Origin of the sequence: Desulfosporosinus sp. HMP52 (genome assembly GCF_000765145.1) — a bacterium.
In the GTDB taxonomy this organism is placed as follows: Bacteria; Bacillota; Desulfitobacteriia; order Desulfitobacteriales; family Desulfitobacteriaceae; genus Desulfosporosinus.
Map to the genome: position 1 here is coordinate 1 of NZ_JMGA01000016.1, position 21,060 is coordinate 21,060.

The following is a 21,060-nucleotide window of genomic DNA, read 5'->3' on the forward strand; positions in this document are numbered from 1 at the left end:
CCTGTTGCTCCTGCTGTTCCTGTTGCTCCTGTTGCTCCTGTTGCTCCTGTTGCTCCTGTTGCTCCTGCTGTTCCTGTGGCTCCTGTGGCTCCTGTGGCTCCTGCTGTTCCTGTGGCTCCTGTGGCTCCTGTGGCTCCTGTGGCTCCTGTGATTCCACTCGGGCCTATCAGATCAAGTTCTGCAGCTACCAAGCGATGAGCCGTGACCAAATTTCCTTCTGCATCTTTTCCCCAGCCAGAGATCTCTACTGCATCAGAGCTGGTCACAAACTGAAATTCAAATTCATCAAATTGGGCAAAATAAACTCTTTCTGCTACCTCACCGGGATCCATAATGAACAACTCCAAGACATACAGTGTCTTCGCAATCCCCGTCACGTAAAAACCTTCAATAAAGACTGTAGCAGCAACTGTATCATCATTCGTAATCTTTACTGTGAACGTTGAAGTAGGTCTTACTTCATTGACCGGTGTATTCTCTATCAATCCAGTCGTTAATTCAGCCATTTTCTCGTCTCCTTCTTTAACATTGTTAGAATGGGTCAACCTCTTGGGCAACTACTCGATGAGCTGTAGTTAGATTACCAGCCGCATCTTTTCCCCAAACTGTAACTTCAACAGCTTCTGAACTTGCAACAAATTGAAATTCAAAGGCATCGAAATCTGCGAAATAATTTCTCAAGGCGACACCCCCTGGAGCAAGTACAAGCAACTCCAGTACATACAGCACCTTCGTTGTTCCACTTTGGAAAAATCCTTGAATTAGAACATCTTGAGAAGTTGTATCATCATTCGTGATATTCACAGAAACCATCGTGCTCGGCCTGACTCCCGCGACAGGAGTGTTTTCAAACAAACCCGTTGTTAAATTAGGCATATATTTCTAACCTCCAAATTTTGGTTTTATATATTGTATTTCACTTGTCCCTTTTTGGTTACCCAACAAGCTTTGATTCAATTTATCCCTAAAGGGACAGAAATAAGATTTCCATCTGAGTCTTTGCACCATACAGAAATTTCCACAGATTGAGAACTGGCAAAGAATTTAAACTCAAATGTATTAAATGGAATGAAATAATTCTTTAAAACTACTGCACCGGATGCTAAAGTAAAAAACTCTTCCACGTACTGGATTTTAGTACTATCAGTTTGAGAAAATCCCTCAATTTGAATTGCAACAGTTGAACTATCATCATTGGTGATATTTACTGAAAGAGTCGGACTTGCCCAAATGCCCTCAACCAAAGGATTTTTCAGCAAACCCGTAGATAAATATGGCATATTTTTCTCCACCTCCTAAATTATGGATTTACTTATTCTATTGTTCATGTCCTATTTTTGTTACCATAAAATCTTACTTTGTAATAGCATTTATAACGGTACTAATTCTTTAGTTCAACATATCCTAGCTATATAAGAGGATTAGCTCTCAATAAAGTCTGACCATATGTTTTCATATAAGAAAGGAAGGGAACAGATTGTCTTATCAAAAAAATTGCCCTCATGAATGGAAGCAATCAGCGCCTTTTATCCCTAATTGGGTGCGAGAAACCCCCAAACCAAAGGTGTGTCCTCAACCAATTCCACCGGTTACACCTAATCCTGTTTTTCCAAATACTGCAGCACTCCAGATGTGCAATCCTTTACAAATTGAAAAAATAGATTTTTGCTCAGTATTGATTACTATTTCAGTTCCTGCTGAATCTATTATTCACCTACCCACAAAAGCACTAGAGGTAAAAACGATTAAAAAAGATTTTAAACTAACCCAAAATCATTTCTTTAATAGCGTTTCTACACCACCCGGAATATCAAGCGATACTCCTAAGTTATTTATTGGCGGTCTGGTGCGCAAGGATATTCAATATTCGGAAGCCGTTCACCAAACACCAACCACTGTGGCAGGCATAATAAAAGATTTTGTAGTGGATATTCCAATTTCTTGTGTCATTGACCTTGGCAGACACTGGCAATTTTCACCAATTCATTATGATCAGCAGCGAGAATATGGGTTTACTGTATCTTCAACTAAGGATCCTCTCCAATCAAAGACAGAATTCAACCTTTTGAGTGAACAGTTTTACAACCGCATGCCGACCTGCCAACTTGTTTTCTGCCAAATTAACGAGACGGACAATGCCCTTGACTGTATCCCTTTGTATGGTGGCCCACCTGAAGAATATACTTTTACCACCTTGCAGGAAAAAATGGTTATTTTGATCCAGCTTCGACTGACCTTCCCAACCCCAATCGATTATAAAAATCCTCATTGTAACCCAGATAATGAGTCTGAAAGAGAAAATAATTATTGCTATGACAAGGATTCAAAACACAATAGAAAAAATATAAGTACAAATTCAAATGCACTTTTTAGTAAAATAAATACCCTATTAACAAAACTAACTTGCATAATAAAAGGGCCACATCTGGTGGCTCTTTTATTATGCAAGTTAGCTACTCGTTTTTTATAGTTTTCCCCACTCTTTTCCTTCATTCCTCCGAATTTTTCCATGTCTAGACAAGTAGAGATTTTTATTATAATCCCATTCAGGCGGGCCTCCGCCCTGATAATACCCCTCTGCTCTCGGATGATACAAATGTGCCGTTACGGCTTCGGTTCGGCAGTACTGACAACCATATGCCAGTATTCGATCAATGAAATCTCGATCATCATAAGCTATTCCCGTAAAATCTTCATCATACCCCCCTATCTCCAAAAACTGACTACGATGCAATGCCATCAGAAATGGCATTCTAGTATCTAAATCTATACAATTATTGAAGATTTCTTGCTCAAAACTACCTTTATTCTTCTCCACTGACTCTAATAACAACCCCGTTCGGTCGTCTTTTCCAAACGGAATACCCAGTAGCTTTGGATTATCCAAGATAGGCATGGTAATCTTTTCTATAGTCTGGTTTATATGAAGCATTTCGGCACAACACATTACCAAAATGTCTCCGGATGCTTGCTTTACACCAATATTAATTGCAAAACCAGGCACCCTCCAGATGGGTTCTCTCTGCAAATTTCTTTGCCCCGTGAAAATATATTTCAAATTCAACTTCTCTTTAAATTCGCTGCAGATCTCTTCTGTTTGATCTTGTATTCCATCATTGACAACGATTGTTTCGAACTCGAAGGGAATCGTCTGGCGAGCTAAAGAATAGAGTCCCCATCTTAATAGATGTGTCCTCTGATACGTTGTAATTATTATAGACACCTTAGGCCGTTTTACATTTTGCTTGGTGTTAGACTTCTCTATCATTAGACCTTTGAAAACGCTCTTTATTAAGCCTTCCCATTTCTGAGTAGAATCTGGTACAGATATGCTCTTTTTTAACAGAACATTCCTAGGATTAAAGGATCGTTTGAATAATTCTTGAACAGCCCCCTCAATGTCTTCGCCAAAGACTCCACACTGATCTCGCTCTTGAGGACTCATATCCTTGAAAATTCCTATCTTTCTCATAATCACTGGCACATCGCATAAGCAAGCTTCGATAGTTCCCTGATTCTGAATCTCTAATGGCGAACCATTGATAAGGAAATCAGCGCAGTTAAGAAGTTTAACCAACAGATTCCGAGGCACTTGATAAAAGAGCCTTACGTTATCTGCGATAAAGGGTTCAACATTTTTTGTAACTATAATCCATGTTATTTCTGGATGAGCTGTAATAGAGGCTCGAACTTTGCTCCAGCCGTGTACCTCGTTAAAGTCTCCAATGTAGATTCCTATTCGTTCCGAACCAAAGCAAAACTCCTGACGTACCTCCTCTTTGTTCATTTTCTTGAAAAGCTGTAGACCCAAGCCACCAGGAATAATCTCAAAATCAAACTCCGGATATGCCAGAGCAGTTTGGCCCGAATTCGCAACCAGTTTATGAGCCTGTCGTAAATTTTCCTCTTGCTGGGCATTAGGAATGCCCATGGACCTTAGATTTTCCTGCAAAACTGCTATCGTGTAACGAGATTGATCCACGATATTTATAAATGTCGCGTTTTGCAAAATTACTTCTACCTTCGGATAATTATGCTGAATGTATTTTCGAGCATTGGCCGCATAATCCCCTATATCTCCTACCATATCCCTTCCTATACTTACTGATGCAGGCAAGGATTCTTCCAAAGAACTCCAAAACAATCTCTCTCCTATTGACCCAGCTATAGAATCGCAGCAAATTGCAACTTTAATGTCATTTTGTCCACAACTCAAGGTTTCTGAACTATCTAGTTCCCCCCACTGAAAGTGATAAGCCAGACTATCGAAGGCTGTCTGATGCCTTATTCCTATGGTTTTTAACTTAAGAATTAAGACAGTATCCCCAGATATACAAGCCTCGCCCCTCTTAGCAATAACCGGATTGTTAAAATCGCTCCCTAAGAGAACCTGCCCTTCCGGATAGCCCCCGACACGTTCAAAATGCTCTTTACGAATCAAGAGTGGCATAAAGAGTCCGCCGTCTGACAATTTTGGCTCAGAGATTTCACGGGCATACTGTTGAAATTCCATCTCTCGATACGCAGAATAATCCCGACCAAAGTCTTTTTCCACGCCATATTGACCACTGCGCAGTTTTCCCGACTCTACTAAGCGGGAAGCAACACAGTTCTCTCCATCATAAGCTTTCCATAGATTATCAAACCATCCTGGTGTAAAGGCCATATCCGAATTAATGAATACGACAAAGTCCCCTTGAGCTTTGCTGGCGGCAAAATTGTAGGCCCGATAAACATTATTGACATACCATTCCTGCTGTTGTTCAGGAGTGTTTGTAAAAACATAATTTGGTATATAGTTATCCCTTAAATAATTAAGAACTGAAGGCGTCGCATCATTAGCAACAAAGAAAAACTCTTTATCTGTCATATCCGTATATCTATAAACCTGCTCATAGACAAACTTCAACCATTCCACACTTTTATAAACCAGACAAACAATGGAGAATCTAGGCTTAAATACTTCCTCCCGATATTCTTCGACATACGCCAAGGACTCTGCAAAGGTTAGTGGTATCGGTTCGTCATCATCAGACCAAAGCCCTTCGGGGAAAAAATCCGGAGGAACTTTCGATACAACCAGCTTTTCTTCGCTGATTAAACGATCCAGCATATCATAACCTCGCTGTCCGTGAGACCTGTATACTAGATATTTATGGGCTAAACGTTGCTTCGAAGAAAAGCCATAGTGTAATACTTGAAGGTCAAGTGTCCACATTACGTTTCGAATCGTGGACGGAAAAAGTGGCTGATGAAGTCCGGGCTTTGTATCATGAAAACAGATCCCCGGCACAACCCGCCACAGACGGCAAAACCAGCCCTTGTCATATAAACTGTCCAGCCGCTGCCAAGTATTGCTTCGCCAAAGATTGATTTCATGCATATTCACGGCATCATAATTGTTACTCTCACATTGAGCACACAATTCCTGAAGTTTTTCGCCAGCATTAGCAGTTAACACCTCGTCAGCATCTAACCATAGGATAAAATCCGGATTAAGCTTTAAAGCCTCCTGCAGCAGAAGCTGCTTATGACTCCGTTCATTGACAAAGTCATTTTTTGTTCCTCTAAGGACATAGGGTGTTTGTTTAAGCATATACTCATAGCTGCCATCTGTACTACCGTCATCATAGACGACCAGATCATCTACTGCAGGTAAAACATACTTAACAAACCGTTCTAGATTGTCTTTACAAAGCTCATTATAGATTTGACAAATACACGCAATCTTATATTTCTTCTTCATCTCAAGAATTCCCCTGCTTCTCTATTTTCTTGACCTATCATTAGCTTATGCTTCTGCAATAGAGCTACTGTTTCTTCAAAGGTCATCAGAGAATCCCCCGAACTATACTCTTTAGATAAGACCTGCAAGTTCAGATCTTCTTTTAGCAACTCCGGCAACATGGGCTTAATAGCATAATAATCCCCTCGATCATAAGTCCGCCATGCCTCTTCCTCGGAAATCATTATTTCATGAACCTTTTCCCCCGGACGAATTCCCGTATATTTTAAAGCGATCTTTTGTTCCCCCATTAAGGCTTTTGCTACATCCTCAATTAAAGCTGCCGGAATTTTGGGAATAAATATTTCTCCGGGTTTAGCATCTTTTAAAACAGCAAAAATAGTATCTACTGCACTCTCTAAAGGCAACAAAAATCTCGTCATTTCCTTTGTCGTGATAGTAACCGGCCCGCCATGCTTTATTTGTTCATGAAATAAGGGAATCACAGACCCCCTCGAAGCTAAAACATTGCCATAACGGACGCATATAAACCTTGTCTTAGGGAGGGTCACATTTGCAGCTATAAAGATCCTCTCTTGCAAAGCCTTAGAAATACCCATAGCGTTCACTGGTTTACAGGCTTTGTCAGTCGAAACACCAACCACCGTTTCAACCTTAAGATTATTTTCTCGAATTGCACGTATGATATTTTCTGCACCAACTATATTAGTCAGCACCGCTTCGAATGGAAAGTATTCACATGAAGGAACCTGCTTAAGGGCAGCAGCGTTGATGACGATATCTGCTTCCCGTAATACTGAACAAACGGAATGATAATCACGGATATCGCCTATTCTAAACTCGATTAAGCGAGCAAAATTGTCATAGATCACTTCATCAGTAACGTTTTGTTTATTTTGATATTCAATTCTCATAGCGTGCTGTTTTGCTTCATCCCGGGAAAAGATTATAATTTTCTTTGGTGAACCAAGCTCTTTTTTCAAGAGTCTGCGAGTTAATACTTTACCTAGCGAACCTGTACCACCAGTAATTACGATTACTTTATTATTTAGAATTTCCATTTTTATCCCCCTTGGCCTTGCCATAATGATAGGGGCCCTGTAAATAATCCAGATACATTTCGTGTACTAAGTCTTTCCACGAAGGTGGATTATAGCCCGTTAGAGAACGGAAACGCGTTGAATCTAAAGATCGATCAATCTGAACCTTATTGTCCGATTCGACCTCTACATTTTTGTTATACTGAGCTTTAATGAGTTTTAACAATTCGTATTTGGAAATGGGATTTGCCGAAACATGATAAAGTCCAGTCATTTCTATATCTGGAATCACATGATCACGGATAATCCGTGCAAATTCAATAGTCGGCAATCCTGAGTAAATAGCCTTACAGAACCCTGAAACCTTTTCCTTTTGACCTAAAAACCATTCTACAAGTCCATAGTATCCTTGTAGTTCATGCCCGATTATCGACGTACGAAGTGTGACACAATGGGAATAATCTACCTCACCAAGAAGTTTTGTTCTGCCATATAGATCAAGGGCATCCGCCACATCGCTCTCCAAATAGCCCCCTTTTTCTCCTGTAAAGACACAATCTGTACTAATATGAATGAATCGTGAACCGGCTGCACTACAGAGCTTAGCAATTGTATGGGGTAAAAGTGCATTAGTCCATATAGTCGTAAGTGGATCTTGGGCCTTGGGTACCTGCTTAATCACTCCGATACAGTTCACTACAATATCTGGAGACACATCCGAGAAAATTTTTGTCAGGCTATCTGCATTAAAAACATCAACATCTGCGTATACTTTTTTCATCCAATCTGCCGGAAGCCAATGGGACAGTACGTTTGTAGAACGAACTGTTGTATAAACATCAAATCTTGCGTCTTTAGACAGATAGCGAAACAAAGTATGACCTAACATCCCCGATCCTCCCAGGATCAATACCTTTGTCATTCCCCTATTCACACCTTTCGGGGTATTTACTAAAAGTTATTAGTTAATCCTGCTTACATTTGCTTTTAGGACAGTTTTAGCTCCCTAAAGACCTCTTTTGCTTTTTCCAGATCTGCAGGTGTTCCAATATCAAACCAAAGGTCTTCACTTTCATAACTCACAACCGGGGCATGATTTGAAAGTAGAGCTTTAACTAGATCAGGCATGTCAAAGCGTTCATTTTCAGGAATTAATGAAATAACTCGCTTATTAATAACGTAGATGCCCATACTCGCCCAATAGTTAATGGTAGGTTTTTCTGAATAAGCTGTCACCTGTCCATCTTTAATTTCTAGGACTCCGAAGGCCGAGTGGACGGCTTTCTTATGCACAGCAACGGTCATATCTGCTTGCATCGCAATATGGTGTCCATAAAGCGCGCCAAAATCCAACGTCGTTAATTCATCGCCGTTGACAACTAAAAAATCATCCTCTAAATCTGCCACAAGTTTTAGCGGGCCAGCAGTACCCAATGGTGCTGTTTCAATAGAATAACGAATGTCAAGACCAAAATGACTGCCATCTTGAAAATAAAGCTTAATAAAGTCTGCAAGATATCCTAGGCACATAATTATTTCCTCGACTCCAGAAGATTTTAATTGTTGGACTAGAATATCGGCTATTGGTTTATCTCCAATGGGGATAAGCGGCTTGGGCAAAATTCTGGTATAGGGATCTAGGCGTATCCCTCTGCCTCCAGCTAAAATAATAGTTTGCATAATATCCCCCTTTACCTTCTAAATCTGGTATTTTCCGATCTGAAAACGATTCATATGGCTGGCAATCCAGGCCACTGTTCTTTTGATCCCTTCTTCTAGCGTAACCTGCGGTTCCCATCCTATGGTCTCTTTAGCTAAACGATTATCAGCTAAAAGACGGCTAACCTCACTGCGGCTCGGGCGAATTCGCGCCTCATCAACTTTGATTTTCGCCGTACTTTGAACAGTTTTCAAAACAATTTTGGCCAATTCCCCAATCGAGATTTCACTCCCTGAACCAATATTAATAACTTTTCCAAACCCATCTTTACTCTGAGCTGCTTTAATAAAACCATCCGCAGTATCCGTTACAAAGGTAAAGTCTCGCAAGGTCTCCGTGTTACCAAGACGTATTTCCTCACAGGCTAAAGCCTGAGTAATTAGTGTTGGAATCACAGCCCGAGCAGACTGACGCGGTCCATAACAGTTAAAGGGTCTTACTGTCACGACGGGTAGATCAAAGGAAGCATAGAAACTCTCTGCTAGTTTATCTGCACCAATTTTGCTTGCTGAATATGGCGACTGACCTTGAAGGGGATGAGACTCATCAATTGGGACGTAGAGTGCCGATCCATAGACTTCACTTGTCGAAGTGTGTACAATCCGCTCTACCCCATGATCCCGGGCTGCTGTCAAAATATTAAACGTTCCTAAAATGTTGGTTTCTACAACTTCTCGAGGATTTTTATAAGAATACGGAATTCCTACCAAAGCCCCAAGATGAAAAACTGCATTACACCCTTTAACTGAGCGTTCGATTACATCTGCATCACGTAAATCCCCGGCAATGATTTCAATTTGTTCAAGTAACCCCGGTTCTAAATCTTCTAAGTTTCCGCGGCCATCCCTAGAATTATATCGAATAAAGACACGAACTTTAGCCCCTGCTTTTACCAAGGCCTCTGTCAAGTGACTACCGATGAATCCTCCTGCTCCAGTAATCAAGACCTGCTTATGCTCCCACATTACGTTCATCCCTTCTGTTACAATAACTGATATATCTTATGTCAGTTTTTGTCTATCTGACACCGTAGTTACCATTTCAGCGGACGATCCTTTCCCCAATAAGGCGGGAACAAATTACATTAACCCGTTAAAAGGACTATCCCGTTAACAGGGTGTTCAAGAGGGTATAATATTTCGATGCTAACTGAGACCACTCGAACTTCACTGCATTTTGATGCCCTTTAATGGAGAGTGATTTTTGTAAAGAGGGATTATCTAAGACACCTGTTATAGCCGCAGATAACTTTAAAACGTTTCCTGCTTCGAAAGTCGATGCACAAGAGTTTGGAACAACTTCTGCCAAACCCCCAGCGTTTGAGGAGATTACCGGTGTTCCAATCGCCATTCCTTCTAAGGCAACTAAGCCATAGGCTTCTCGCCGACTAGGAACAACAAGTGCAGTTGTACTTGCCATTTTCTGTCTGACCTCCTGACTTGAGATTCGACCGAGAAAATGAATATAGGCTCCCAGATTTAGCGCTTGGACAAGATGCTTTAAATAACCTTCATATAACTCTGTCCCTTTACCTACAATATTTACTTGAACTTGAAGACCACCTCTAAATCTAATTGACACAGCCTTAATTAGATCTTCAATTCCTTTATAATCCAATAACCTTCCGACATATAACAATTGGTTCCTTATCCCTTGTTGCCAGCGTTCTGAAGGAATATTAATACCGAGGGGCAAGACTTGAGTCTTAAAAAGATATTGTGGAAAATGATCAGCTAAATATTGTCTCTCACTCTGGCTAATAAGATGAATGCATTGACAACGCATTAGCAATTCTTCCTGTATTTTAAATTGTGCTTGTAATTCTGGATCAGGCAAGTCTCCCAATTCTTTACGCAAAAAGGAGTAAACTGAATACAAAATTGGAATATTTCCTTGAGATAGGGTATAGGACAAAGGTGTAAAATTAATGGCATGGCTATGAATCAAATCCCATCCCTGACAGATCTGTGGAAATTCCTTACATACAACATCCGCCTTGATCATCCCAAGATAGCCAAAATATCTGCTGTCCCGCGGCAGCCATAGAACCTTAATTTGTTGCCCCAGTCCTGTCCAGACTGGGATATTACAGTTACTGCTTGGTACTATAACGGTCTGTCGCACACCCATACGATCAAGCATATGCACCATACCTGTGACTGCTGTTCCTGCGCCGCCAAAGCTTTCTTCTTCAAATTCATTGCTTAAGGATAAGATTTTCAGAAAATCTCCCCCTTTACTAAGGTCATGGTTCTAAGTTTTACTTCTTTAATACTCTATGCACAAGCCTTCTATCTTGCTAGACCTAAATTCCTATTAATAGACTTTAATGAGACTTCGTCCATACCGATCACATTCATTTCCACTTAGCAAAAACTTTCTAAACAGCATTGCTTAGCTGAGGGCTTAACTAAAAATTAAAAGAAACGAAGTCTACCTATTACAATGGCAGACTTCGTTTTCTTTTTGATTTCCTGCAATACTTTTTTCTTTCATATTAATCAATGGCTCCAAAGAACATTTACAACGGCAGCAAATGCTCCCGCCAAGGCAATACCAAAGCCCGACCACCAGCGTCGGCTATTTTCCGTTCCCTTTTTATAATCGTCAAAATCTTGTTTTGTAATATAGTTACCCGCGAGAAGTACACGCATATCGTTAACAACTGTTGAGACTTCTTTAACAGCCTCCTTAATCTCTGCAATATCTTTCTTAATTGTCTGGACTTCTTCTTCCATTGTCTGCCCCCCATAACTTCTACGGACAACCCTTTTACATTATCCTATGATTCCATTTATGAAAATGGTACTTGCTTTTTATTCCCCCCTTAACTCTCTTGAACATATCATGATACTAAGTACATTATTTTTTGGTAACGGCTATGAGGAGGTTACTAATGCCAACGATAATCTACCCTCCTTCAATTCCTTGGAATTGGATGTTTCAGCGCCCACAACAGTTACTCGGACGGTTCTCGGCTTCTGGCCAAACAGTCCTTTATGAAGACCTGGGTAATTTCTCAACTTCAAAAAACAATCTGCTGTCTCCTTCATTTCTCATCTGCCAAGGTTCGTCAGCCATGTCTGTTCCCCACCCAAGACCACGCATCCTATGGCTGACTGTTCCATCCCACATTAATCTAATTAAAAACTATGACCCTGATCTGGTTATTTACGATGCTGTGGATGAACCTAAGGATGAGTTCGCTAGTTGGGCTCCCTATTATCCTTCAATACTCGAAAAAGCAGATCTGATTTTTTGTAGCAGCAACAGTATTTACGAATATTTTCTTAACCGACATCCTCATGTCTATTTGATCCCCAACGGTGTAGACTACGTTCATTTTTCCCCCGCCCCTACTCACCGCCCTATCGACCTTCCATCAGGAAAACCCATTGTCGGATATAGTGGAGCTATTGCTCCATGGGTGGATTGGGATTTGCTTAAATTAGTAATCCAAGAAAACCCTGAGATAAACTTTGTCTTTTTAGGAGCCCTCTTTCAGCTTAATAAATTTCCATTGAAATTAAAAAACGTCTACTACCTAGGATTAAAGTCATATCAGGAGCTTCCTGCATATCTCCATTATTTTGATGTTGGATTGATACCCTTTCGTCAAACAGAAATGACTAAAGGGTGCAACCCAATCAAACTTTATGAATATTACGCAGCAGGAATAAGAGTTCTAGGTACACCTCTTCCTGAACTTCTCACTATTCCTAAGATCAATCTTGAAGCCAGCCCTCACCTATTCTCACTGCGTCTCAAACATTTATTAAACGAAGCTGACTCCAATAAAGCAGAAAGAATGGCCTACGCGCAAGCTAATGATTGGAGCGAACGGGTCGGCCGAATGCTGCAGTATATTTTTGAAAAGGCTAATACAAATCAGAAATAGCGTGTAACACCCTAATCTACGAGCGAATAGTATACGTTGAAAGCTACTAAGTCTAACTCGTTTCTTAATCAAAAAAGGGGGGAATACACACATGCTATTTGAAACCCACGCTTGGGTAACACTCGACAATGCGGTCGCTATATATAACGTTTATAGCGATGTGCTAGTCGCTACCATCCCCGTGGGGATTGCACCAGCTTTCCCAAAACGCACTCCGGATGGTACAAAAGTATTGGTTCCTAATTTCGGTAGTAACACTGTCTCTGTTATTTGTACAGCCGGTAACCTTGTCTTGGCTACCATTCCAGTAGGTCTTGCTCCTACCTCTGTCGCAATTGACCCTACTAGTACTACAGCATATGTGACAAACTCTGGAAGTGGAACTGTTTCCGTAATTAGTATTCCAACTCATACGGTAGTAAGCACTATAACGGTTGGTACAGGTCCGGTCGATGTTGCAATTGCCCGTGATGGCAGCCGTGTCTACGTAAGCAACGGCGACAGTAATACAGTCTCAGTTATCAACCCAGTAACCAATACTGTCATTGCAACAATCCCAGTAGGTACTTCGCCTAATGGTCTAGCTCTAAGCCTAGACAATACCAGACTCTTTGTCGTTAACAGTGGCAGCAATAATGTTAGTGTAATTAACACCGCTACAAATGCTTTACTAAGCCTCATTCCCGTTGGATCAAACCCTCAAAAAATTGCTGCTAACCCAGTAAACCCTGTCTTCATGTACGTCAGCAACTTCGGATCGAATAGTGTTAGTGTAATCTCGACAACAGGACTTAACGTTATAACCACAATTCCTGTCGGAGTAAATCCCCTTGGGCTAGATGTTACAGGAGATGGCACTCAATTATGGGTCGCAAACGAAGGCGACAGCTCAATTAGCATTATTAACACTCTGACAAATACCATTGCAGCTGCATTGCCAACATCATTCCCACCCCGGGGTGTAACAGTAGGTAGAGTGGGTTCTGCTTTATCTCCTAGTGACCCCATTGACTTGACAGACCCTTATCAGCTTGAGGAAATTACTGAATCGGTGTGCATTATCGTCGAAAAAGTTTATGCCAGCTGTCTACAGCGGGAATGCTTCCCCGCCTTCATCATCACTTTACCCGCAGGGGGAGTTCCACCTTTCACCTTTGTTAGCATGACTTTCTCAACAGGCGTAATTGTTCCGGGAAGTGTCGTCATTACACCTATTCCTGCACGGCCAAACTTCTCCAGAGTACAATTCACAATTCAGATTCCTTACACCTTGACATTAAGGGATTCAACTGGCGCTTTATTCACTGTAACCGGCACCCTCCCGGATATAAACAAAGACATTGTAATGTACTTCCCACCGACGCGTCCGGAATTTGACTTTAACTTGCGTGTTGAAACAAGAACAGAAGTATTAACCAGCCCACTATTTACAACAACAACAATTCAAATTGCCATCGGAAGTTTTGTCATTACAAAAGTTACAGGTCTCGTTCAGCTACTCGTTCCAGCCTTCGGATTCTGCCCTGAACCTCCAATGTGCGAGGAATTCCCTGATATTCCAGAAAATCCGTGCATTAATTTCTTTGATGCCACCCTTACCCCATTCCCAAGTGATTTCTTCCCGCCACAGCAAGATACTTGCCAATAATCATTTCTTATGTGTTATTCACCCTCTTCTTATAAATCTTTGCACTAAGGATAAAGAAAGGGTCGTCCATAAACGACCCTTTCTTCTACGGCCCCATGGCACGAAAGCACTTATTGTGAGTGCTCAAAGTTGGAACCTATTACGATATTTGTCAATCCCGCTCTGGTCTAAAAATATAAAGAAAGGAAGTGATTGTATTGGCTTTTCTTACACGAAACACTGTTAGTCCGCTGCTCCTAACCTATGAAAGTGAATCTTCGTACTTACATATCGACTCACAAGGCTGTGCTTTATTTAATGCAAATAGTCATGAACCAGCTTACCGGATTCAAGAACCTCTTCTCTTAGCCCATGGTATTATGACAGATTCTAAAACAATTCATATAGTTGTACTCAAATCCAGTGGAGATCTTTGCTACACTCTTATTTCCGGGGCAGGCACTCCACAGACAACCCTAATAGCTAAACTGGACGTACGCGGCACAAGATATCGTAAGCTTTTTCTGTTCCCTCAAGGGAAAGTAATACATATTTTTTACGCCTCTACACACCAATCCATTCCCGAACTTTGGCGTATTGAACACCGGTTCTGGAACGGTAATTCCTGGCGCAGTAATCATATGGGTGAGGTTGTTCATCCTCGAGAACCTCTCTATAGTGTCAGCTTAGATAGTCAAGGCAATCTTCATCTTTGCAGTATTACTTTCCAAGGCAGGCATTCTCTTCTTTTCACAAACCGATTTAATGGAACATTTCATTTATGGGGATCTCCAACTGAAACCATGAGAATACCCGGCGAGGTCATGGATATGGCTGCACTAATGACAACGGACAATGTTCATCATCTCTTTTGGGTAGTTAAAACCCCAACGGGGCAATTCGAACTCCGTACAACCCAGCAATTGGATGCCCAAGAATTGTCAAGTGGCTGGAGCCCGTCTCTTGCTCCAATAAAAACATTTAACTCTCCATGTAAAAATATTGGGGCTTTAGAAATTGGCGGCGTATTATGGCTCCTAGCAATTACTGGCGAAGAGATGCTAATGCAAAACGACGGCAAAGGGTGGCGATTGATTGCCACACACACGCCATATAATCAAATCATTCAGTGGGTTCATAAAGGTCGAAAGTATTTCCATCAGACATACTGGTTAGAAGATCGAATGTTACGACGCACTCCAGCATATCATCGAGAATTAGGATTTGCCGTCGATAGGCAAACTTCATCGCCTTCGCCCTACTGTTCTATACCTAAACAACCAATCCCTCCAAACCCTTCTCTTGCTACACCCGCTCCTCCTGTTCCAGCCTTCTATCCGAACAAAATCAGCCCTCATAATGATCCTCTTCCTAATATCCAGGCAGGGATTAATTTGCGAGAATTTAATACACCAAACCCTCCAGATATAGTTTCTGTACCTGACGCAATAAAACTGCCTTTAATTTCTAAAACAGCAACAGAAATTACCGAAGTTCCAAAAATACCTGAAATCACTAGTCCTATCGCAGACCAAGAAGTTCAAAAAATAGAAGTTATCAAAACTACAGAAACATCTGAAATGTTTGAAATACCTCAGATGCCTGAACAAGCTGAGAATCTTGATGTTTTTGAAGAAACTCCAATCTCAGTAAAATGTGACGAGGAGGTCCTTCCTTCGATGCCTAGTGAAAATCCAGACCAACTAGATTCTCTGATCAAAACCGTCGCCCATCTTGAACAAGAAAATGCTCTTTTAAGTACTGCTGTCCAAAGCATGCTAACCAAATTTAATGAAATAATGGAAGCAATAACTGAAACTACTGTTAAGCCAAAACAAGAAGACCCACCTCCCTTTGACGAACTAGAGCCCGTCAAAGAAGCTATGTCGAATTTAGAAAAAGAAACCCAAAGTCTATCACAAGTTCTCCGGGTCATGCTTGTCAAGCAAGAAGAAAGTGACTCTTCTCTTGAAAAACTCGAAACACAAATTTCTCAACTTCAATCGGAAAAAGATGATACTAAAAATAAAGGAGGGTTTTGGAACAAATGGATCACATAGATTTAAACACTAACATTGCGGATATTCTGTGTAAATATCCACAAACTGCGAAAGCATTTCGTAAATTTGGAATTCTCACATCTGGTTGAGGGGCAAAAAGCTTACTCACTATGAGTATTGAGCAGGCTGCTCAACGATATCGTCTTAATTCCGCAACTTTAATTAAAACCTTAGAAGTTACCATCGAGCAATCCAAACATCAATGGAGATAAACTAATGAATATTCTCTTTTTGAATGATTCCTCTTTGTTAAATATAGGGCTAGTCTCGGGCTTTTCTCCAATGGATGATATACGTTTAGTTCCGGTTCATCAACCGGGCTGGGAGGATCGTTTAAATAATTTATTAAGGACCTGGAAACCCAAATTTGCTCTAGCCGAAGGTGTATCAATCTCCACAGTGGCCCAAAAACTCTTTCCGCTTTTACGCCGTTATTCAATCCCTTTAGTCTATTGGGCCATTGATGATCCTCCAGACTGGCGCCGTATGTCTCGTCCTTTGGGACGGGGAGCTAGTCTGGTTCTTACCCCTGCCAAAGAATGTCTATCCCTTTATCAGCGCGAGAGAATACGGGCCCTCTATTTTCACTTTGCCTGTAATCCTAGTTTTCATCAGCCGACTGAGCCTTCATATAAGTATTCTTGCGATTTACTTCTTGTTGCCAATTACTATACTTCATATCCACAACGCAAAATCGGCATAGAGACAGTCCTATCCCCCTTGAAATCGGAACCTTATGATCTTAAAGTCTTTGGAAACGAGCATTGGCTGACAAATACAGATCATTATACGTTGGCACCAAAAGTGTATCAAGGCTATTTGCCATATGATCAATTACCTTGCGCATATTCTTCCGCTAAAATTGTCTTAGGCCTAAATTCTGTAATTGACTCTCCAACAATGATGAGCATGCGCACTTTCGAAGCCTTAGGTTGTCGAGCCTTTTATCTGACTCATTGGACACCGGCGGTAGAGAATCTTTTTAAAAACCACGTTCACCTTGTCTGGAGCCGCCATCCAGACGAGACATTAGAGCTCGTTCGATTTTACTTAAACCGAGCAGACCTGCGAGAAAAAATCGCTCGCCAAGGACAAGAAGAAGTGTACCACAAACATACTTATCAGCACCGCGTGCAATCTGTTTATAAGCACCTACAAAAACTCTGAGTTTCTCTGACTTGGGAGGATTGTTTATGAAAATACTTTTCCAAGCCCGTCCGGACTTTATGAAAAACCCTGCCGGAGATACTGTACAAATTGTTTCAACTGGGCAAGCTTTAAAAGCCCTTGGAATTGAAGCACATTTCTCATCTGATCCGAACATTGATCTTTCCCCCTATGACCTTGTACATATTTTCAATATCACTCGTATAAAAGAAAGTTACATGTTTTTTCTCAATGCTCAAAAGCAAGGAAAAAAGATCATTATCTCTCCAATTTATTGGCCTCCCAATGCCTATCTTAAGCGTGAAGGGGCAAGTTCAAACGCTCTTGCAGCTTGGAAACATACCCAGCCTATGAGAGCCCGACTCTTGCGGGAATGTGATCTCTTACTTCCCAACAGCCAAATTGAAATGGATGTTCTACATCAAGACTTCCTCAAAATTGCTGATTACCATGTAGCACCTAATGGGTTTCCCGACTCATTCATCGGCGCAACTCCTAAGCTCTTCCGGGAACAGTTTCCAAATATACCTGAGGAATTTGTTCTCTCTGCAGCACGCATATCCCCGCGCAAAAACCAACTATGGCTAGCAAAAACTTGTCATGAGCTTGGTCTAGCTCTCGTCCTTTTAGGCCCGGTTAATGATCCAAATTATTATAAAAGCGTCTTGGATTTTTCCAATGTTACTCATATCGGTACTCTCCAAGGGCAACTGCTAGCTTCGGCTTATGCGGCGGCTAAAGTCCATGCTTTACCTAGCTGGTTTGAAACCCCAGGACTATCCAGCTTAGAAGCTAGTGCCTGCGGCACTGTTGTCATCTCTACAGATCAAGGAAGTCCAAAAGAATATTTTCAGGATATGGCCCTTTATGTAAACCCACTTGATAACACCAGTCTACATACCGCCCTTGAACAATCTTACAATGCTTCACCTCTGCCTTTGATGCAGCATATCCATAAATATTACCCTTGGTCGAGAGTCGCAGAGATAACTTTAGATGCCTATAATAAAGTCCTTGGCTAATACCCCTAGTATTAAGCTGGATTAGGAGAAATGAAATTTATAATAATTAAACGAGGAAGAGGGCGTCCCCTCTTCCCTTACTATACTCTTAACTATCTTTGATTTGAGTCAATATCTTTTCGGCTAAAATTCTTAAATCATTTTTCATACGCTCCGCTTTAACACTAACATTTAAAAAATCTAAAACCCCAACTACGGATCCACAACTTTTGCACTGTACGAAGAGAACAGATCGAGTGGTTCCTTCTAGATTATTGGCATGAACAACTTCAAACTGAGTACTACTACATTTGATACAACTTGACTGGGCCATATTTTCTCCCCCTTTACACGGATATAAAAAAACATTCTCCTAACCCAGTTGTTACTTTATCTTTCCCCTTTCACTGAATTAAAGAATTTTTGCTTATTTGGTACCATAATATTCACTAGCTTATCGAATGGCTTTAAACCTCCTTCAATTTTCTTAAAAGTGAAATAAACTTCCTTACCTCGCCCTATTTGGCTACTACCATTTAGTAACAGTACTAGGTTTCAAAATTATTAATCAAACATGTAATAAGCTTCCTTCAATTTTATATACTAATTTATAGCTTTATAATTACATCCACACCCATCATATACCGGGGGTGATCCAAGATTAATAATATAATCCAAAATGTTAAAGCAAGTAAACTATTATCAACTATCTTTGGAATAGATGAGAATTTTATTGCAAAGCCGTTCATTATAGATTCAAGTGGAAAATTGATTTTATCTCCTTTACTGCTGATTAATATAGAAACAACTGATTTAGATCTAAGGAATTTTAATCAAGTGAGGGATAATGTAACACTCTCCGCTTCCAGTTTAGATATAAGGAATTTTGATGGGGCGCGAGATTCGTTCCAAATTAATAGAAAGTTCCCTGTAGAGGATTCTGATTCGGGAACTATTATTGCACTTGGAACTCGTACTTTCCTTACAAAAGACATTAGCAATTATAGAAATAACTATTACTTAGTAATAAACACAGGAGGAGTTGCTGTTACTGCAACACTCCAAATTTCACCAGTTGATATTGATACCTATTATGTGAATAGCGGAAGTCAATTTAATATCCTTGCTGGCGATAAAATAATATTTTCACCAAACCATCTAATGAAATATGCACGGGTCAGTGTATCAGCCTTGTTATTGGGAAGCGTAATTATAAACTACTTTGGTCAATCATAATTTGACAAAAACATAAAGGAATTAAGGACTATGCCAAATTATTTAGTGTTTAATTGCGATGCAAGTAAATTAAAAACCATGATTTATGGTGTAGATGGAAATCAATTTCGACCCATAGCAGTTGATTCTAGTGGGATGTTTTTGTTTTCCCCATTGAGTATTGTTACTGTTACAGCCACAAATCTTGATATTAGAAGCTTGAGCTCTGACCAAGACTCAGTATTTGTGGTCGCCTCAAATTTAGATATAAGAAATCTTAGTGGAACTCAAGATTCTGTACAAGTAAGTAGCCAAGGATTTGTAGAGGACACAATAACTACAACGGTAGCTTCTGGAACTACGTATTTATTAACTAAAAATATTAGCCAATATAGCCAAAATAGCTTTTTTATTAGAAATAACGGCTCTTCAACTATTAATGTCACCCTTCAAGTCGCGCCTGTTGATATTGAAACTTATTATGTAGATAATTCAAGTACTCAAAGTGTATCAGCATCTAGTAATAATATTACTTCAACAACTGTTGCTATGAAATTTGCTCGATTGAAGGTTGTGGCCTCCACTAATACAAATGTTGTTGCCTTTTATAATGGTAGAGCATAAAAAGAGCCCTTGCCTGGGCTCTTTCTTATTTATTAATACCTAAGTTTGAATTCTACAACTCTCCCTGGAAGAAAACATTCAGCGTAACGGCACTTGCTGCATTAACAGCACTGTAATATACTCTAGCGTATTTTAAAAATATTGACGATACTAACGTCGTCAATGAGTTTTGATTAATAGTAACCGGACCCGCTTCATCTAACCAGTTTATTCCATCCGGGCTTATTTGCATCGTTACAAGCGCTTGAGCGTTTGCTTCCAGCGAAGCATTCACCACTCCAAAAGTCCAAGTTTCAACCCCTAAGACATTATAAGTTTCATCCCCACTTCCTGCTGTATCGGTGATATTAGCAAGTGTCGCAGAAACATCGGTGGTTGCCCCGATAATCGCTAAACCAGGGGATGTGATCAGAATACCATTAGTTGGCGGGGTAATTGCTAAACCACCTGTCGGAGGCGTTATTGATAGACCTTCGGCTGCTGCCGTTACTGTTAAGCCATTTGTCGGGGACGTAATCGCCAAACCTGTGGAGGTAATGGCTAATCCATCCGTTGGAGGTGTAATCGCCAAACCACCTGTCGGAGGCGTAATCGCCAAACCACCTGTCGGAGGCGTTATTGATAGACCTTCTGCCGCTGCCGTTACTGTTAAGCCATTTGTCGGGGACGTAATCGCCAGTCCAGTGGAAGTGATAGCCAAGCCGTCCAACGGGGAAGTAATGGCCAATCCTGTGGAGGTGATCGTCAAATTACCAGAGGAATCCGTGTTTAGGGCTGTGTTATTCCCACCGTATATTTTTACCTTTGCCTGATCTGGATTGTCTTGAAAAATTTTAAAGTTTGCCATGTTCTTGTTTTCCCATCCTTTCTTTAGCAATCTCGAAATAATCTTTACATATTTATCCAGATTGCATATTACATGTTATTCTCATTCTCGACGGAAAGTTTCAGTTTTTGTACGC

General features: G+C 40.6%; 19 protein-coding genes and 1 pseudogene. 8 read left to right on the plus strand and 12 right to left on the minus strand.

The window, feature by feature from the left end; translation table 11 throughout:
- The 3 genes and pseudogenes from DP73_RS21985 to DP73_RS05570 form a co-directional block, all read right to left on the minus strand.
- A pseudogene (locus tag DP73_RS21985) lies at nucleotides 1-506 on the minus strand (spore surface glycoprotein BclB); the annotation flags it as partial.
- Between the two features lie 25 nt (nucleotides 507-531).
- Nucleotides 532-876 (minus strand): hypothetical protein, encoded by a 345-nt coding sequence (locus DP73_RS05565; protein WP_034598104.1) that lies wholly within the window; start codon nucleotides 874-876, stop codon nucleotides 532-534.
- Nucleotides 877-953: 77 nt separating this feature from the next.
- Nucleotides 954-1,280 carry a hypothetical protein gene (locus tag DP73_RS05570; protein WP_034598106.1) on the minus strand — a complete coding sequence of 109 codons (327 nt, stop codon included), beginning with the start codon at nucleotides 1,278-1,280 and terminating at the stop codon, nucleotides 954-956.
- A gap of 197 nt (nucleotides 1,281-1,477) precedes the next feature.
- Between DP73_RS05570 and DP73_RS05575 the strand changes: the two genes are divergently transcribed.
- The gene (locus DP73_RS05575) at nucleotides 1,478-2,470 is read left to right on the plus strand and encodes a hypothetical protein (protein ID WP_034598108.1); all 993 of its coding nucleotides are present in this window, start codon (nucleotides 1,478-1,480) and stop codon (nucleotides 2,468-2,470) included.
- Here DP73_RS05575 and DP73_RS05580 read toward each other — a convergent pair.
- The 7 genes from DP73_RS05580 to DP73_RS05610 all read right to left on the minus strand — a co-directional run bounded on the left by DP73_RS05580 (nucleotide 2,465) and on the right by DP73_RS05610 (nucleotide 11,244).
- Complete coding sequence (locus tag DP73_RS05580) at nucleotides 2,465-5,746, minus strand: glycosyltransferase (RefSeq protein WP_034598109.1); 3,282 nt, start codon at nucleotides 5,744-5,746, stop codon at nucleotides 2,465-2,467. The genes DP73_RS05575 and DP73_RS05580 overlap by 6 nt on opposite strands.
- A complete protein-coding gene (locus DP73_RS05585) occupies nucleotides 5,743-6,807 on the minus strand; it encodes a polysaccharide biosynthesis protein (protein ID WP_034598111.1) in 1,065 nt (354 codons plus the stop codon). The genes DP73_RS05580 and DP73_RS05585 overlap by 4 nt, the downstream gene beginning before the upstream one ends.
- A complete protein-coding gene (locus tag DP73_RS05590) occupies nucleotides 6,791-7,708 on the minus strand; it encodes an SDR family oxidoreductase (protein WP_081962967.1) in 918 nt (305 codons plus the stop codon). Before DP73_RS05590 ends, DP73_RS05585 begins: the two co-directional genes overlap by 17 nt.
- 65 nt (nucleotides 7,709-7,773) lie before the next feature.
- A complete protein-coding gene (locus DP73_RS05595; protein ID WP_034598113.1) occupies nucleotides 7,774-8,466 on the minus strand; it encodes a sugar phosphate nucleotidyltransferase in 693 nt (230 codons plus the stop codon).
- Nucleotides 8,467-8,484: 18 nt separating this feature from the next.
- Nucleotides 8,485-9,471, minus strand: a complete 987-nt coding sequence (locus DP73_RS05600; protein ID WP_034598115.1) for an SDR family NAD(P)-dependent oxidoreductase — start codon at nucleotides 9,469-9,471, stop codon at nucleotides 8,485-8,487.
- A 136-nt stretch (nucleotides 9,472-9,607) separates the two neighbouring features.
- Complete coding sequence (locus DP73_RS05605) at nucleotides 9,608-10,729, minus strand: glycosyltransferase family 4 protein (RefSeq protein ID WP_081962968.1); 1,122 nt, start codon at nucleotides 10,727-10,729, stop codon at nucleotides 9,608-9,610.
- A 278-nt stretch (nucleotides 10,730-11,007) separates the two neighbouring features.
- Nucleotides 11,008-11,244 carry a hypothetical protein gene (locus tag DP73_RS05610; RefSeq protein ID WP_034598117.1) on the minus strand — a complete coding sequence of 79 codons (237 nt, stop codon included), beginning with the start codon at nucleotides 11,242-11,244 and terminating at the stop codon, nucleotides 11,008-11,010.
- Nucleotides 11,245-11,402: 158 nt separating this feature from the next.
- On the opposite strand from DP73_RS05610, the gene DP73_RS05615 reads away from it, so the two are divergent.
- The 5 genes from DP73_RS05615 (at nucleotide 11,403) to DP73_RS05635 (ending at nucleotide 18,280) form a co-directional block, all read left to right on the plus strand.
- Nucleotides 11,403-12,404: a glycosyltransferase family 1 protein gene (locus DP73_RS05615; protein WP_034598118.1), complete on the plus strand. Its 1,002-nt coding sequence runs from the start codon at nucleotides 11,403-11,405 to the stop codon at nucleotides 12,402-12,404.
- A 91-nt stretch (nucleotides 12,405-12,495) separates the two neighbouring features.
- On the plus strand, nucleotides 12,496-14,052 hold the full coding sequence (locus DP73_RS05620; RefSeq protein ID WP_034598120.1) for a YncE family protein: 1,557 nt from the start codon (nucleotides 12,496-12,498) through the stop codon (nucleotides 14,050-14,052).
- A gap of 188 nt (nucleotides 14,053-14,240) precedes the next feature.
- The gene (locus DP73_RS05625; RefSeq protein ID WP_242865709.1) at nucleotides 14,241-16,091 is read left to right on the plus strand and encodes a hypothetical protein; all 1,851 of its coding nucleotides are present in this window, start codon (nucleotides 14,241-14,243) and stop codon (nucleotides 16,089-16,091) included.
- Nucleotides 16,092-16,307: 216 nt separating this feature from the next.
- On the plus strand, nucleotides 16,308-17,258 hold the full coding sequence (locus DP73_RS05630) for a glycosyltransferase (protein ID WP_034598124.1): 951 nt from the start codon (nucleotides 16,308-16,310) through the stop codon (nucleotides 17,256-17,258).
- Between the two features lie 26 nt (nucleotides 17,259-17,284).
- Entirely contained in the window at nucleotides 17,285-18,280 is a 996-nt protein-coding gene (locus DP73_RS05635) for a glycosyltransferase (protein WP_034598127.1), read from the plus strand.
- An 88-nt stretch (nucleotides 18,281-18,368) separates the two neighbouring features.
- Here the strand turns inward: DP73_RS05635 and DP73_RS05640 are convergent, their stop codons facing one another.
- Nucleotides 18,369-18,593 (minus strand): hypothetical protein, encoded by a 225-nt coding sequence (locus DP73_RS05640; RefSeq protein WP_034598131.1) that lies wholly within the window; start codon nucleotides 18,591-18,593, stop codon nucleotides 18,369-18,371.
- Between the two features lie 434 nt (nucleotides 18,594-19,027).
- Between DP73_RS05640 and DP73_RS05645 the strand changes: the two genes are divergently transcribed.
- Together DP73_RS05645 and DP73_RS05650 are read left to right on the plus strand one after the other, a co-directional pair.
- A complete protein-coding gene (locus DP73_RS05645; RefSeq protein WP_034598132.1) occupies nucleotides 19,028-19,495 on the plus strand; it encodes a DUF6385 domain-containing protein in 468 nt (155 codons plus the stop codon).
- Between the two features lie 30 nt (nucleotides 19,496-19,525).
- Complete coding sequence (locus tag DP73_RS05650; protein WP_034598133.1) at nucleotides 19,526-20,098, plus strand: DUF6385 domain-containing protein; 573 nt, start codon at nucleotides 19,526-19,528, stop codon at nucleotides 20,096-20,098.
- 52 nt (nucleotides 20,099-20,150) lie between these two features.
- Here DP73_RS05650 and DP73_RS05655 read toward each other — a convergent pair whose 3' ends face one another.
- Nucleotides 20,151-20,945, minus strand: coding sequence for a DUF6385 domain-containing protein (locus DP73_RS05655; RefSeq protein ID WP_034598134.1), 795 nt, complete (start codon nucleotides 20,943-20,945; stop codon nucleotides 20,151-20,153).
- Between the last annotated feature and the right edge of the window lie 115 nt (nucleotides 20,946-21,060).

Coding starts and splice junctions, on each gene's coding strand:
- DP73_RS05565 (WP_034598104.1), bottom strand. CDS start 876: ATGCCTAATTTAACAACGGGTTTGTTTGAAAACACTCCTGTCGCGGGA.
- DP73_RS05570 (WP_034598106.1), bottom strand. CDS start 1,280: ATGCCATATTTATCTACGGGTTTGCTGAAAAATCCTTTGGTTGAGGGC.
- DP73_RS05580 (WP_034598109.1), bottom strand. CDS start 5,746: ATGAAGAAGAAATATAAGATTGCGTGTATTTGTCAAATCTATAATGAG.
- DP73_RS05585 (WP_034598111.1), bottom strand. CDS start 6,807: ATGGAAATTCTAAATAATAAAGTAATCGTAATTACTGGTGGTACAGGT.
- DP73_RS05590 (WP_081962967.1), bottom strand. CDS start 7,708: ATGACAAAGGTATTGATCCTGGGAGGATCGGGGATGTTAGGTCATACT.
- DP73_RS05595 (WP_034598113.1), bottom strand. CDS start 8,466: ATGCAAACTATTATTTTAGCTGGAGGCAGAGGGATACGCCTAGATCCC.
- DP73_RS05600 (WP_034598115.1), bottom strand. CDS start 9,471: ATGTGGGAGCATAAGCAGGTCTTGATTACTGGAGCAGGAGGATTCATC.
- DP73_RS05610 (WP_034598117.1), bottom strand. CDS start 11,244: ATGGAAGAAGAAGTCCAGACAATTAAGAAAGATATTGCAGAGATTAAG.
- DP73_RS05615 (WP_034598118.1), top strand. CDS start 11,403: ATGCCAACGATAATCTACCCTCCTTCAATTCCTTGGAATTGGATGTTT.
- DP73_RS05620 (WP_034598120.1), top strand. CDS start 12,496: ATGCTATTTGAAACCCACGCTTGGGTAACACTCGACAATGCGGTCGCT.
- DP73_RS05630 (WP_034598124.1), top strand. CDS start 16,308: ATGAATATTCTCTTTTTGAATGATTCCTCTTTGTTAAATATAGGGCTA.
- DP73_RS05635 (WP_034598127.1), top strand. CDS start 17,285: ATGAAAATACTTTTCCAAGCCCGTCCGGACTTTATGAAAAACCCTGCC.
- DP73_RS05640 (WP_034598131.1), bottom strand. CDS start 18,593: ATGGCCCAGTCAAGTTGTATCAAATGTAGTAGTACTCAGTTTGAAGTT.
- DP73_RS05650 (WP_034598133.1), top strand. CDS start 19,526: ATGCCAAATTATTTAGTGTTTAATTGCGATGCAAGTAAATTAAAAACC.
- DP73_RS05655 (WP_034598134.1), bottom strand. CDS start 20,945: ATGGCAAACTTTAAAATTTTTCAAGACAATCCAGATCAGGCAAAGGTA.